Annotated in this window: 17 protein-coding genes; 14 read left to right on the top strand and 3 right to left on the bottom strand. The window is 41.0% G+C overall.

Annotated elements, in window-relative coordinates:
- Positions 1–207 precede the first annotated feature (207 nt).
- The 3 genes from HGJ98_RS22105 to HGJ98_RS22095 are packed head-to-tail and all read left to right on the top strand — an operon-like array spanning position 208 to position 2,309.
- On the top strand, positions 208–687 hold the full coding sequence (locus tag HGJ98_RS22105) for a DUF2975 domain-containing protein (RefSeq protein ID WP_291354087.1): 480 nt from the start codon (positions 208–210) through the stop codon (positions 685–687).
- Between the two features lie 10 nt (positions 688–697).
- The gene (locus HGJ98_RS22100; protein WP_291354085.1) at positions 698–919 is read left to right on the top strand and encodes a helix-turn-helix transcriptional regulator; all 222 of its coding nucleotides are present in this window, start codon (positions 698–700) and stop codon (positions 917–919) included.
- A gap of 43 nt (positions 920–962) precedes the next feature.
- Entirely contained in the window at positions 963–2,309 is a 1,347-nt protein-coding gene (locus tag HGJ98_RS22095) for a radical SAM protein (protein ID WP_291354083.1), read from the top strand.
- A gap of 132 nt (positions 2,310–2,441) precedes the next feature.
- On the opposite strand, the gene HGJ98_RS22090 is transcribed toward HGJ98_RS22095, so the two are convergent.
- A complete protein-coding gene (locus HGJ98_RS22090; protein ID WP_291354081.1) occupies positions 2,442–2,978 on the bottom strand; it encodes a hypothetical protein in 537 nt (178 codons plus the stop codon).
- 206 nt (positions 2,979–3,184) lie between these two features.
- On the opposite strand from HGJ98_RS22090, the gene HGJ98_RS22085 reads away from it, so the two are divergent.
- From HGJ98_RS22085 to HGJ98_RS22050, 8 genes are all read left to right on the top strand, one after another.
- Complete coding sequence (locus HGJ98_RS22085) at positions 3,185–4,213, top strand: 3-deoxy-7-phosphoheptulonate synthase (protein WP_291354079.1); 1,029 nt, start codon at positions 3,185–3,187, stop codon at positions 4,211–4,213.
- Positions 4,214–4,750: 537 nt separating this feature from the next.
- Positions 4,751–5,338 carry a GNAT family N-acetyltransferase gene (locus HGJ98_RS22080; protein ID WP_291354077.1) on the top strand — a complete coding sequence of 196 codons (588 nt, stop codon included), beginning with the start codon at positions 4,751–4,753 and terminating at the stop codon, positions 5,336–5,338.
- A gap of 113 nt (positions 5,339–5,451) precedes the next feature.
- Positions 5,452–7,161 (top strand): DNA repair helicase XPB, encoded by a 1,710-nt coding sequence (locus HGJ98_RS22075; protein WP_291354075.1) that lies wholly within the window; start codon positions 5,452–5,454, stop codon positions 7,159–7,161.
- Positions 7,158–8,819, top strand: coding sequence for a helicase-associated domain-containing protein (locus tag HGJ98_RS22070; RefSeq protein WP_291354073.1), 1,662 nt, complete (start codon positions 7,158–7,160; stop codon positions 8,817–8,819). Before HGJ98_RS22075 ends, HGJ98_RS22070 begins: the two co-directional genes overlap by 4 nt.
- A gap of 48 nt (positions 8,820–8,867) precedes the next feature.
- A complete protein-coding gene (locus HGJ98_RS22065) occupies positions 8,868–9,365 on the top strand; it encodes a DUF2284 domain-containing protein (protein ID WP_291354071.1) in 498 nt (165 codons plus the stop codon).
- 53 nt (positions 9,366–9,418) lie between these two features.
- Positions 9,419–9,748 carry a tRNA-binding protein gene (locus tag HGJ98_RS22060; protein WP_291354069.1) on the top strand — a complete coding sequence of 110 codons (330 nt, stop codon included), beginning with the start codon at positions 9,419–9,421 and terminating at the stop codon, positions 9,746–9,748.
- 106 nt (positions 9,749–9,854) lie between these two features.
- Positions 9,855–10,049, top strand: coding sequence for a hypothetical protein (locus HGJ98_RS22055; protein ID WP_291354067.1), 195 nt, complete (start codon positions 9,855–9,857; stop codon positions 10,047–10,049).
- A gap of 67 nt (positions 10,050–10,116) precedes the next feature.
- A complete protein-coding gene (locus HGJ98_RS22050) occupies positions 10,117–10,506 on the top strand; it encodes an HIT family protein (RefSeq protein WP_291354065.1) in 390 nt (129 codons plus the stop codon).
- A gap of 181 nt (positions 10,507–10,687) precedes the next feature.
- Here the strand turns inward: HGJ98_RS22050 and HGJ98_RS22045 are convergent, their stop codons facing one another.
- Complete coding sequence (locus tag HGJ98_RS22045; RefSeq protein ID WP_291354063.1) at positions 10,688–10,846, bottom strand: hypothetical protein; 159 nt, start codon at positions 10,844–10,846, stop codon at positions 10,688–10,690.
- 213 nt (positions 10,847–11,059) lie between these two features.
- Complete coding sequence (locus HGJ98_RS22040) at positions 11,060–11,452, bottom strand: pyridoxamine 5'-phosphate oxidase family protein (protein WP_291354061.1); 393 nt, start codon at positions 11,450–11,452, stop codon at positions 11,060–11,062.
- 111 nt (positions 11,453–11,563) lie between these two features.
- Between HGJ98_RS22040 and HGJ98_RS22035 the strand changes: the two genes are divergently transcribed.
- The 3 genes from HGJ98_RS22035 to HGJ98_RS22025 all read left to right on the top strand — a co-directional run bounded on the left by HGJ98_RS22035 (position 11,564) and on the right by HGJ98_RS22025 (position 12,927).
- A complete protein-coding gene (locus HGJ98_RS22035; RefSeq protein WP_291354059.1) occupies positions 11,564–11,917 on the top strand; it encodes a helix-turn-helix domain-containing protein in 354 nt (117 codons plus the stop codon).
- A gap of 167 nt (positions 11,918–12,084) precedes the next feature.
- A complete protein-coding gene (locus HGJ98_RS22030; RefSeq protein ID WP_291354057.1) occupies positions 12,085–12,405 on the top strand; it encodes a PadR family transcriptional regulator in 321 nt (106 codons plus the stop codon).
- A gap of 3 nt (positions 12,406–12,408) precedes the next feature.
- Entirely contained in the window at positions 12,409–12,927 is a 519-nt protein-coding gene (locus tag HGJ98_RS22025; protein ID WP_291354055.1) for a DUF2812 domain-containing protein, read from the top strand.
- Positions 12,928–12,995: the final 68 nt, after the last annotated feature.

Here is a 12,995-nt window from a genome sequence, read left to right as displayed (position 1 = left end):
GGTTATTGATTAAGAATTGAGAGCTATAGTTTTCTATGAAAACAGGCAAGGCATCCATGAAAATATCCACCCTTTGAAATCATTATTTCAAAGGGTGGATATTTTACAACATTTCAACAATAATATAGCGATTACCAATAATAGTTTATTGCAAAACGATAAAACATCTGTTAAAATTAAATCAATAAAACAAGTGAGGTGCTTTTTATGAAACCAGAAACACTCTTTCTAAAGGTCGTTGTAGTTCTTATGGGGCTTCCTGTCCTTGCTTTGTGTATCTTTTTGTTACCTGAGATAGCTAAGTTTTTTGCAGAATTGAATCCACAGTTAGCTTATTTGCAATACCCCTTTTTAATTGGGTTGTATGTAACAGCGTTAGTATTCTTCGTTGCATTATACCAGACTCTAAAACTTTTAAGCTATATTGACAAGAACCAGGCGTTTTCGGAATTATCTGTAACGGCTTTAAAGAATATCAAAAACTGTGCCATCACCATCAGTGCCCTGTATGTGGTATTTATGCCGCTTATATATCTCATGGCAGAGGTAGACGATGCCCCAGGGATTATTTTAATTGGAATGGTCATTATTTTTGGTTGCATTGTGGTTGCAGTCTTTGCTGCTGTTCTTCAAAAGCTATTAAAAAATGCCATAGAGATAAAATCCGAAAATGATTTAACGGTTTGAGGTGAAAACAATGGCAATTATAATTAATATTGATGTGATGCTGGCTAAAAGGAAAATGAGCGTAACAGAACTTTCGGAGAAGGTTGGAATAACCATGGCTAACCTTTCTATATTGAAAAATGGCAAGGCAAAAGCGATTCGATTATCAACCTTAGAGGGGATTTGTAAGGCCTTAGAATGTCAGCCTGGAGATATTTTGGAATACAAACGTGACAAAGACACTCAAGGCTAAAAGATCGAGATGTGTGACAGTCTAAAAGAGAAAGGGAACAGGAATGAAAGTAAAATTAATCCAGCCAGAAATGAGTCTTAGGCCTATGGATTCAGAGTTTAAACGCTTAATGTCCCCTTCCTTGTCCCTTTTAGTATTAGCCGCTCTTACTCCGAAGGAACATTCAATGATCATTGAAGATGAAAATGTAAATCCACTTTACTTAGAGGATTCCCCTGATTTAGTTGGGATTACAGTGAATGTTGATACCTCAAATCGAGGGTATCAAATTGCCGAGTATTATCGCAAGAAAAAGGTCCCGGTTATCCTTGGTGGGATTCATGTCAGTGCAAATCCTGAAGAAGCCTTACAGTTTGCAGATTCTGTTTGTATTGGAGAGGCAGAAAACGTTTGGCTTGATATTCTTTCTGACGTAAGTAGTGGTCAACTAAAACCAACCTATTATTCCACGAAACTAGTTGAACCTAGTAAAATACCCATTCCACGCTGGAGCCTAACCCCATCCGGGAAATACCTCTATACCAATATCGTCGTTACCAGCCGTGGGTGCCCCTTCAAATGTGAATTCTGTTACAATAGTTGTGATTATGTACACCATCAATATCGCAATCGGCCAATAGCCAATGTAATTGAAGAAATAAAACGACTAAAAACTAAACATGTTATGTTCATTGATGATAACCTAATTGGTAATATCCCCTGGACCAAAGCATTTCTTAAGGAAATTAAACCCCTTGGTCTAAAATGGAATGCCGCAGTATCGGCTAACCTACTCAGTCATCTGGATTTATTAGATCTAATGCAAGAGAGTGGTTGCCAAAGCCTATTTATAGGATTCGAGTCAATTAATGAACAGTCCATTCAAAGTGTTCAAAAGTTCCAAAATAAAAGGGAAGATTATGAGCGCTTGATCAATGAGCTGCACAAACGGGGTATCATGGTAAATGCGAGCCTTGTCTTTGGCTTTGATCATGATTCTCCCCAAGTGTTTCAAAACACTCTAGACTGGTTAGTAAAAAACAAAGTGGAAACGATGACAGCTCACATTCTCACACCCTACCCCGGTACAGTTTTATATGAAAGGTTCTTTGCGGAGGGAAGGATTATTGATTTTGATTTAAGTCATTATAATACTTCAAACGTTGTCTTTACTCCTAAACAGATGACCCAAGAAGAGTTGCTAAAGGGGTATTTATGGATTTACAAAGAATTTTACTCCTTCAAAAATATTTTCAAGAGAATACCAGACCATCCCAAGCAGAAAGTACCTTATCTTTTATTTAGTTTAATCTATCGTAAATTTGGCAAAGTCATTTCTAAAATTGCTAGTTTTGGTTTTATGAGTTCTTTAGGAAGATTAGCAAGAAAGCTGTCTTATCATATTGAATAGCTCTAGAAATTCTAAAAGGTTTAACCCCTTATACTTCTCTTGAAGGAGATAAGGGGTTTATGTTGTTTCAAGATCCCACGATTTCAAGAAAAGAAAATGCCTACTGCCGACAAGCCTCCTCGTGAGTAAATCCTAACTTAGTGTGGATGAAGATGGAGTTTTGTCCAATGAATTACTTGGAATATGAGGTTTAGGCTCAAATAAGTCCTTGTGACCTAGTAACAGGGTAAGTAATCCTGCGGTAACACCCCAAATAGAACTAGATATACTCATGGTAACGTTAGTAAGAATATCGCTTGGATATGCTTTAGGAAATTTACTTGTCCCAACTTTTATAAACAATCCCCTAAAGAGACCAAAACTAACTATACCACTTAGTAAGCCTTTAATTAACGCATTCTTTTTATTAACCTTTCCCGTCGAAGTAATCAAATAAACGGCTGCTATTCCGTTTAGACTTCCTACAACGAAATCACATAACAACCCAAATATTGTTCCCTTTTTACTAAAAACTTTGTAGGTAGGGATAAAAACGCTTGCAGCAAGGTCGCTACACTTTCGGGTAGTTATATCAGCGTTAAATAAAGTCAGGCATAATAGATTTTTGGGAATGTCTGCTAATAAACCTACCACTAGACCGAGGATTAACTTGTCTTTTATTTTCCGCATTATTTTCTGACTCCCTTTTTAAAATTTGGTTATATCTTTACCATTCTAAAAAAAACTACTAAGGTAAATATTTACTAAGAAGTGCATGGGGGTAAGATTAAGAATAATCAGCAGCTTAAAATGAATTGCTGTTGAGTCCTTCCATAGTTGCGTTTTTCTAGATTTAATTTATACTTTAAGTATTAAATGTGGCGAGGAGCACTGGCATGAGCATGAAATTTATTAAACGAATACCGACGGCAGAAGAAATCATTGAGCAGTTACCGTTACCGAAACATATAAGTAGCCTTCGAAACAAACGCGTTGACGAAATGAGGAATGTTTTTGCCAATAAAGATGATCGGTTTATCCTCATCATTGGCCCTTGCTCGGCAGATAATGAGGATTCGGTCTGTGAATATATCGGGAAATTGGCTGAAGTCCAGGAAAAGGTGAAAGACCGACTATTGATCATTCCGAGAATTTATACCAATAAGCCTCGTACTACTGGCGAGGGTTATAAGGGTATGGTTCACCAACCTGACCCCGGTAAAAAGCCTGATTTATGCGAGGGTATTAAAGCCATTCGCAGACTGCATATCAGAGCATTATCCGAATTTAGTATGCCGGCAGCAGATGAAATGCTATATCCGGAAAACTATAGTTATCTTTCAGATGTTTTAGGCTATATCGCTATAGGGGCACGGTCGGTGGAAAATCAGCAGCATCGTCTCACGGTTAGTGGAATTGACTTACCAATTGGTATGAAAAATCCGACCAGCGGAGATCTAACCGTTATGTTAAACTCAATTATTGCTGCTCAGAGTCGTCATACCTTTATCTATAACGGCTGGGAAGTTGATACTCAAGGAAATTCCTACGCTCATGCCATTTTAAGAGGTGCAGTCGACTTTACTGGGCGAAATATCCCTAATTATCATTTTGAAGATCTGATTCATACTGCCGCCGAGTATGACAAACTAGACCTGCAAAATCGGGCCATCATCGTCGATGTCAACCATTCCAATTCAATGAAACGATTCTATGAACAGCCGAGAATCGCTCGGGAAGTTTTATTAAGTAGAAAGTACGATGGGTTACTTAAAAAAATGATTAAAGGTTTGATGATTGAAAGCTATCTAGTTGAAGGTAGACAAGGCATCGATGAAAATATCTACGGAAAATCCATTACAGATGCATGCTTGGGTTGGGAGAGTACCGAAAAGCTTATTTACTATATTGCAGAGAATAGTTAATTACCCAAAAGGCCAAGGTTTGGCCTTTTGGGTATCTTATCAGACTCCCATGCCGCTATGTGGCACCACTGATGAATGAAAATAGGTCCTTTGGGTCGGGTAGCTTCGCCCACATCCGCTCACCGCAGCATTCCAAGGCTCGCCCACTCGCCGGTACGGGACTTCGCCAAACCTCTGGGTAGTACCTGATGTGAACCCTTGGCTACGTTTCCCCGCACCGGCTTGTGGGCTTTTACCGCCTCTCCATGCAATGGGTTCGCTTCTGTGGACAAAGCTGCCCTGCTTGCGGGTCTGGAGATTCTTCAGATTGTTTTGGAGCTTTCGGGTTCCTTTTTTCAGGGCAGAAAGTATAACTTTAATGTCCTCTTTCACTCATGTCATCCTGAGCGTTAGCGAAGGATCTAGATCCTTCAGTCGTACCTCCTTCCGGATGACATAGCCTTTGAGTTGCTTTCGTAGCAAAGACATGTATAGTAAAAAGACGCGTAGCGTTTTTCTTATTTTTAGGTTACTTATTTTAAGAAAGAAGGGCAAACATTGGAGACAGACATTATAATGCGTATGGCAACTAAAGAAGATGCAGAAGAAATTTTGGAAATATATGCACCTTATGTTACTGATACCGCAATCTCTTTTGAATATCATGTTCCTTCTGTTAAAGAATTTGCAGAAAGAATTACTCATATAATGAAAAAATACCCTTACATAGTTGCAATAGAAAACAATCGTATTATTGGTTATGCCTATGCGTCAGCATTTAAAGAGCGGGCGGCATACGATTGGGCAGTTGAGACTACGGTATATCTAAGGCAGGATTGCCGAGGTAAAGGTGTTGGTACGAAATTGTATTTAGCTTTGGAAGAAATATTAAGGAAGCAAAATATTCTTAATCTAAATGCGTGTATCGCATATACCTCGATCGATAATGATTACCTTACCAATTCAAGTACATATTTTCATAATCAATTAGGGTATAAGAAAGTAGGACATTTTACAAAGTGCGGATACAAGTTTGAAACTTGGTACGATATGATTTGGATGGAGAAAATGATTGGAGAACATTCTTTCAATCCAAAGTCTGTCATTCCAATTACGGATTTGCACGGATTATTAAAAGGGCTTTAGCATCTTACATAGCATCTGCCGATGGAAGGCAGGTGCTTCTTTATTACTTTTTGTTACGACACTTTATGATATAATTATTAAAAATTATCCGCCAAGAGGGAGACATTGATGCCATGCCATCTGCTACAAATCCTGTGATCGTCCAAAGTGATCGATCCGTTCTCTTAGAAGTCCACAATCCTCTTTACGAAGAGGCTCGTGATACCTTAGCCATCTTTGCTGAACTGGAAAAAAGCCCGGAGTATATCCATACTTATCGGATTACTCCGTTATCGTTATGGAACGCTGCCTCAAGCGGTATCAGCGTTACGGAAGTGTTGAAGGGTCTGGAGCACTACAGCAAATTTCCTCTGCCGGACTCCGTACGCACGGAAATCCAGCAACTCATGGGCCGCTACGGCTTAGTGAAGCTCCTTCGGGACGGAGACAAGCTTCTGCTTACGGCCGAAGATCCTGTGATTCTCTTAGAAATCATCCGTCATAAAGAGGTCAAACTCTTACTGGCCTTTGAAGAACCAGCGAGGAGCAACGATTTCTCAACCCCAACGCTAACCCAAGTAGAAATCAACCCTGAAGCACGGGGGCAATTAAAACAGCTCCTGATGAAGCTCTCCTACCCAGTTGAAGACTTAGCGGGTTATAGCGAGGGCAATCCCTTACCCATGGCCTGGCGGGGCGAAAATCCTAAAGGAGAACCCTTTGCCCTGCGGTCCTATCAGCAAGAAGCCGTCGCAACCTTTCATCAACAAGGTTCGGTGCATGGAGGGAGCGGCGTCCTCGTACTCCCCTGCGGCGCTGGCAAGACCGTCATCGGGATGGGCGTGATGATGGAGTTGCAGTGTGAAACGCTGATTCTGACGACCAACAATAGTGCCGTCAAACAATGGCTGCGGGAGTTAAAGGATAAGACAACCCTGGAAGCGGAACAAATGGGGGAATATACTGGAGAGAAAAAAGAGATCTGTCCAGTAACCGTAGCCACTTATCAAATTCTCACTCATCGCACTCAGGCTGGTGGCAACTTTAATCACTTTCATCTATTTAATGAAAAGAACTGGGGTCTGGTCATCTATGATGAGGTTCACCTCTTGCCTGCGCCCGTCTTTCGAGCCACAGCAGAACTACAAGCAAAACGCCGCTTGGGTTTGACAGCAACTCTGGTACGGGAAGATGGCAAAGAAGATGAAGTCTTTAGTCTAATTGGTCCCAAGAAAATGGATGTTCCCTGGAAAGTCTTAGAGACCCAAGGCTGGATTGCCACTGCCGAATGTGTAGAGTGGCGAATCTCCATGAGTAAAGACCGTCGTATGGACTACGCTTTAGCCGAGGAAAAAGGGAAATTCCGGTTAGCAGCAGAGAATCCCCGTAAGTCGGACAAACTATCCGAGTTAATGGAGCGCCATAAAGAGGATCTGGTGTTGGTGATCGGGCAGTATGTGCGTCAACTCGAAATGCTTGCTCGAGAGTTAAATGCTCCTTTAATCACAGGTAAAACCCCCCAGCGGGAACGTGAGCGACTGTATGAAGAGTTCCGAAGCGGCCGACTGCACTGCTTAGTCGTATCAAAAGTGGCCAATTTTGCCATAGATTTGCCGGATGCTAATGTGGCGATTCAGGTTTCCGGAACCTTTGGTTCCCGGCAGGAAGAAGCCCAAAGACTCGGCCGCATACTCCGACCTAAGCAGGGTGACAGCAGAGCGTATTTTTATAGTTTGGTTTCGAAAGATACCAAAGAACAGGAATTCGCTATGCATCGTCAGCTTTTTCTAACCGAACAAGGGTATGCGTATAAAATCCTGATCGAGGAGGATCTTGAGCCATGACGAATTCAAAACCCCAAAAGTGGCGTCCCGTGTTTGGGGAAAAATTGCCGCCTGGGTTTAAACCACCCACTTACGCAGAGGAGCTTTCGGACAGTCCATCCGTACCAAAGGCAACTCCCCCTCAGACAAGTTCGAAATCGACCTCCAGAACAAAGGACGCTCCTATAAAGAAGCTTAAACCGAAAGCTTGGCCAGACTATTTTGCCAAGATGGATCCGGTGGAGCGGATTCTCTTTGCTTACATGGCCTATACCAAACCGGAGGATAGGAGTATCGATTATTTTTGTAGTTATGATCACGATGATTACCGTAGTTTTTGCTTTTTAGATCGATTTGTGCCAGGGCTAAGCTATCAAGGAGTTATAAGGCTTTTCACCAAATGGTTTAAAAGCGGCTTTTTGGCGGAGGGACGTTATTCCAAGACATTTACTTTTAAAGAAGAAGCTGCCAGATCCTTTTGGCGGTTTCTCAACACTCAAGTCCAATCTGATAATTATGAGCCGGAACCGCAAAAAACCTTTCGGGCAGATTTACCAAACACCTTGGATAACCTATTTAAGTTTCTTGTCTTGGTAGAACAGGGTGAGGTTCTTGTCACCCGTACTCACGAGATCAATAAACACTCATTAAAGCGCATTTTGGCTGCCTTAACAGAGCCGGCAGGATCTGACAAGGAATTTTGCCCAGAGAGTTATTTCTTCTGGCTCTTTTCCTTTGCTCGACGTTTTCGTCTGCTCGGACAAAGCGGGGATCGCTTGGTGTTGACGTCGGCGGGACAAGAATTGCCCGAGAGTATTAAAGTGGAAGACTTGCTTTGCGTAATTTATTCGGAGCACTTTGAATTGATTCAGAATAAAGGCTTTTTCGTGGTTCTGCCCGTCTTAAGCCGCTGTACCAAGTGGACAAGCTGGAGTCTTATGATCAGTAAGCTGTTTTCGGAAGATACCGTATGTAATCTCTTAACTAAAGAAACCGTCATCAGCCTTCTCGATCCACTGCGTTTTCTGGGCTTACTGGATTGGGGCAAGTATGAGCAGGATATTTTCCTGCGAGTCACTCCACTGGGCGAGTTGGTCATAGCTAAACTATTACAAGGGCACGAACTTGAAGACGATATTGAGATCAAGAACCTTACAGACTCCATCTATCCCATGAGCGGGCCCGATACAGCGTATGTCCAACCGAACTTCGAAATCTTGCTGCCGCATTCCGCCTCTTGGGCTGCCCGCTGGAAACTAAGCCAAATCGCTGTCCTCGAGCAGCAGGATCAGATGCTTAAATACCGTCTTGATAAGACCTATCTCCTAAACGCACTGAAACGAGGTATGCCAGGAGAAGACGTGCTCCCAGTTCTGAAAAAGCTAAGCACGTATCCTTTGCCTGAGAATCTGATACTCACGGTTCAGCAGTGGGTTGAGTCCTTTGGCCAAGTCTCCTTCCTGCAGCTCAGCCTCTTGGAATGCTCCTCCCCAGAACAAGCGGCATCTATCGCCTCGGCTCGTAAATACCGGCAGTATGTGCTGGGCTTATATAGCCCTACGGCAGTTATTGTTCGTGAGGTGGAAAAACTACGTAAGCTTCTAGAAAAACAGGGCATCTATCCTACCCCAGGGGTTTTGAATGGGGAGAGCGTTGGAAAGCGAAATGAAACGTCCTGATTCTTACCGGAAATTATCCTTAAAAAATGAAAGGGAGGAGTTTTTAGAATGGATAAATATATCGACTTAGCCAAAGAATTAAAGATGCTTAATGCTAAGATTATTTCCCATGAAGATATTTATTTCGATATAAGAGCGAACTTAAAATGTAAATGGGGTTGTGTAGATTATCTAAAACAAAGTATAAAATGTCATAGTAGAAATACTACATATTTAGAACGAATTGAAATGATAAATAGGTATAAGCGCATTATGATCCTTCATTCTCATAATGCTAATGAATTAAGCGCGGCACTGCTTGAACTTGAAAGAATTGCGTTCCTAGATGGCTATTATTTTGCGTTTGCGATACGGTCTTGTAATCTATGTAAAGTTTGCAGCGTCGATAGGGGAGAGCAGTGCCCTACTCCTGAGAAAATTAGGCCCTGTGATCAACTATTTGGGATAGATGTTTATAAAACTGCAAGAAGTTTAGGGCTTCCCTGTGAGGTACTAACAAGCAAAGAGGATACACAAAATCGCTATGGTTTCTTGTTAATTGATTAATTTACCCGGGATTAGTTAGTCATATCTTAACAAACTTAACAGGAGGGTTTGCAGTGGCCACGTTTGACGATTTCATGAAATTAGATATAAGAGTTGGTGAAATTGTAAAGGCTGAGGTATTTGAAAAGGCAAAAAAGCCAGCCTATAAATTGTGGGTTGATTTCGGTGAAGAAATTGGTATAAAGGGATCCAGTGCTCAAATCACGGAATGCTACAAGATCGACAATCTTATTGGGAAACAGGTTTTAGGCGTCGTTAACTTTCCTCCCAGACAAGTCGCTGATTTCATGTCTGAAGTATTAATCTTAGGAGTTTATGCAGAACAAGGGGTTGTTTTGATTCAACCAGATCAATCAGTAAGTAAAGGGAGTAGATTAGGGTAATAAGAATAGGTGAAAAAGGGCGCCAACCAGATTTATTAACTGAGTGGCCCCTTTAAAATGGCTGCGAGTATTTAGCTAGCAAATATAGCACGAAGGAGTTTACTAAATGATTAAGGTATATACTAATTATGTTGAATGTGACACTCATGAGGAAGCCATCGTAGCTCAGGCGATTATAGTTAACGAAATGTGTTTCATCCCCAAGATTTGTAATGACCGTGACATGTTTCTAGTTGAACATGAACTTGACGAGGACAAAATGAAAGAATTGCTAAGTGAAGTAGGTTTGACCTGCAAATAGATTACAAACAAGTGGATTGAAAGAAGTTCATTGTGCGCAAATGGTTAGTCCTGCAGGAGGAAATAGAATGGCCGATTGTCTTTTTTGTACATTGCCAGTGACAGACATCATCCTAGAAAATGAACGAGCTCTGGCCTTTTATGACAAGTTTCCAGTTAATGAAGGGCATGTTCTAATTGTCCCGAAGAGGCATGTCGTCAGTCTTTTTGATGCCACCCAGGAAGAGATTACGAGCATTTGGAAGCTGATTGAAGGAGTGAAAGAGTTGTTGGATCAACGCTTTCATTCCAATGGATACAACATCGGGGTCAATGTTGGTGCAGCTGCTGGACAGACCATTTTTCACATGCATGTACACGTCATACCACGCTATGATGGAGATGTTGAGGATCCGCGCGGAGGCATAAGGAAAATCAAGAAGAGTCTGGTACCTTATGTTGGGGAGGGAGAAGAATAACCACTCTGGCTATTAACTTTGACCCCGCGTGGTGGAATTTGGGAAAATTAAAAAGATGAGAGGCGGCCTCTCATCTTGTCCTACATGTAACTGCCTTAGTTTAGGGTGAGTCCATGCTAGATCTGGAAATAATGATCATAGGTAACGGAGAAAAATCACCGGTACTTATAAATTGACAGGGTTATACCTTACCTTCCAGATCTTCCATTAGTTTTACTACCTTATATAATGCGTTAAATTTGATGTGATCTTCTTTCGTCGTTCCATTAATCCCGTTAACTTTTTCACACTCAAATTTAATTTTGATAAGTAATTCATTCCACATTTTTTCATAATTCATGCAGCTCACTCCTCGTTTATACTCTACAGCAACTTGAACTTGTTATGTTAAGGAATTAATTATATTTTAACCCAAAATGACAGGCTATTCAATGGTATTCCTGGAATAATTATCGGTTTACTTTTAATCTTTAACCAGATTGACAGACCAAGCCACCGTTCACACAGTGAAACGGTGGCTTGTAAACGTTCTATGGATAATTAAACGTTGTAACTAGAACTTAATTATTTTTGGTTCCCCAGTAAAGCTAGCTATCGTAGCAGTTGCATCCTCTAAATACAATACCTGGGTATTGTCATCAGTTGCGGAGTACCGGGACTGAAGTGAAGGATAGCTTTCAAGCATACTCTGCTTGGCTACAACACGGTCATCCTCTACAGCAACAGCCTGAATGCGGATCCATTCTTGGCCATTAAAAGCGCAAATTTCAATTTTAGGGTTTGCCATGATTTGCTTGGAAACGTCCTTTACCCTACCAGTCTGAATATAAAACTTACCATCAAAAATATTGACAGTTCCAAAGGGACGAACTCGTGGCTGATCTCCATCAACGGTTGCTAAATAATAAGTCTGGCACTTTTTCAAAAAATCATATACTTCTTGCATAAGTAATCCCCTTTCAAATTCATACAATCAATTTACATTAAAAGTATTGAAATAACAAGTACGATAATATAGAATACATAGTATCTAAATATATACTATGGGGAGGAAATTATGGTATCGGAGAATGATTTGTTTGGGAAATGCCCTTATGTAACGGTACAGAAGGTTCTCTCAGGTAAATGGTCAATAATGATTCTTTATCATCTCGGTATAAAGACCATGCGCTTTGGAGAATTGCAGCGGCAGTTGCCCGATTTAACACAGTCAACGCTGACGAAACAGTTGCGAGCTTTGGAGGAGTATGGCTTGATTGAAAGAAAGATCTATCCGCAGGTCCCACCAAAGGTCGAATACTCTTTAAGTGATATAGGTATAAAGTTTAAAAAAGTGCTGTCTGAATTGGCAATATGGGGGAACGAATACATTGAAATACTTACGGCTCGTATGACAGTAAGTGATAAATAATCTGTGTTTCAGGTTATGCCAAGTGTCGGTTTAGAAGCCGGCACTAGTTTTATTTAATAGACTCGAACAGGAACATAGAAAATAAATGATCTATCTATCATTGACGGATATATCAGCAGATGATATATTGAATGTATCGTTGGTCGATAGATCGGAGGTTGATGGATTTGACTAACAGCACGCCGTTAACAGAAGCATTATTCTATATTCTCTTGGCAGTGAAAACACCGAACCACGGCTACGGGATTATTCAGGATATAAGCGATATGACGGGGGGAAGGGTCGTCTTAGGACCGGGGACTTTATATGGGGCGATCAACTCCATGCTGACCAAAGGATGGATTAGGTTATACAGTGAGGATAAAGAATCGAGAAAGAAAAAGGAATACCTGCTGACGAGTCTCGGGAGAGAAGTGTTTCTGAATGAAGTCCACCGACTAAAAGAACTAATCAAAAATGCCGGAAAAATGGATGAGCAGGGGGCATGAGAGATGTTGAAGTTTAAACTGTTTTATGACAAGGATGCAGAAGAAGATTGGCTAAAGGAAATGTCTTTAAACGGGTGGGCTTTTAAGAAATTTTTTCTTGGCGTGTACACATTTGAGCCCTGTGAACCGGGCGAATACAATTACCAGATAGATTTGCTGGATAACTGGAACGGTAATAAGGATGATTATGCTAGATTTATGGAGGATATGGGAGTTGAAGTCATCAGCCAGTGGTGGCGATGGGTTTATCTACGGAAAAAGGCTGCAGACGGTCCCTTTGAAATGTATACGGATGCCCAGTCCAAAATTGCTCATTACACTAAAATTATGAAGTTTTTCCAAATCGCTTTGGTGCTCGAGATCGTTTGTTTCATAATAGAGCTTATGGCAGTGATTAAGACAGGGGATGTGTTTTTTGGAATCCTTACGGGAGTAATTGGGATAATTGCTCTGGCTTTGTTAAAGATCGTATGGAAATGCAAATGGAAAATTGACCAATTAAAACGCGAAGAAAATGTATGATTTAACCCTGGATTACTACGTTTTAAAAAGACAGCACTCGCAACACGTTAAACGTGTCTACGGGTGCT

Origin of the sequence: Desulfosporosinus sp. (assembly GCF_014237355.1) — a bacterium.
Lineage (GTDB): Bacteria > Bacillota > Desulfitobacteriia > Desulfitobacteriales > Desulfitobacteriaceae > Desulfosporosinus.
This window is presented reverse-complemented; position numbering and strand designations above follow the sequence as displayed.

Coding starts and splice junctions, on each gene's coding strand:
- HGJ98_RS22105 (WP_291354087.1), top strand. CDS start 208: ATGAAACCAGAAACACTCTTTCTAAAGGTCGTTGTAGTTCTTATGGGG.
- HGJ98_RS22100 (WP_291354085.1), top strand. CDS start 698: ATGGCAATTATAATTAATATTGATGTGATGCTGGCTAAAAGGAAAATG.
- HGJ98_RS22095 (WP_291354083.1), top strand. CDS start 963: ATGAAAGTAAAATTAATCCAGCCAGAAATGAGTCTTAGGCCTATGGAT.
- HGJ98_RS22090 (WP_291354081.1), bottom strand. CDS start 2,978: ATGCGGAAAATAAAAGACAAGTTAATCCTCGGTCTAGTGGTAGGTTTA.
- HGJ98_RS22085 (WP_291354079.1), top strand. CDS start 3,185: ATGAGCATGAAATTTATTAAACGAATACCGACGGCAGAAGAAATCATT.
- HGJ98_RS22075 (WP_291354075.1), top strand. CDS start 5,452: ATGCCATCTGCTACAAATCCTGTGATCGTCCAAAGTGATCGATCCGTT.
- HGJ98_RS22070 (WP_291354073.1), top strand. CDS start 7,158: ATGACGAATTCAAAACCCCAAAAGTGGCGTCCCGTGTTTGGGGAAAAA.
- HGJ98_RS22065 (WP_291354071.1), top strand. CDS start 8,868: ATGGATAAATATATCGACTTAGCCAAAGAATTAAAGATGCTTAATGCT.
- HGJ98_RS22055 (WP_291354067.1), top strand. CDS start 9,855: ATGATTAAGGTATATACTAATTATGTTGAATGTGACACTCATGAGGAA.
- HGJ98_RS22050 (WP_291354065.1), top strand. CDS start 10,117: ATGGCCGATTGTCTTTTTTGTACATTGCCAGTGACAGACATCATCCTA.
- HGJ98_RS22045 (WP_291354063.1), bottom strand. CDS start 10,846: ATGAATTATGAAAAAATGTGGAATGAATTACTTATCAAAATTAAATTT.
- HGJ98_RS22040 (WP_291354061.1), bottom strand. CDS start 11,452: ATGCAAGAAGTATATGATTTTTTGAAAAAGTGCCAGACTTATTATTTA.
- HGJ98_RS22035 (WP_291354059.1), top strand. CDS start 11,564: ATGGTATCGGAGAATGATTTGTTTGGGAAATGCCCTTATGTAACGGTA.
- HGJ98_RS22025 (WP_291354055.1), top strand. CDS start 12,409: ATGTTGAAGTTTAAACTGTTTTATGACAAGGATGCAGAAGAAGATTGG.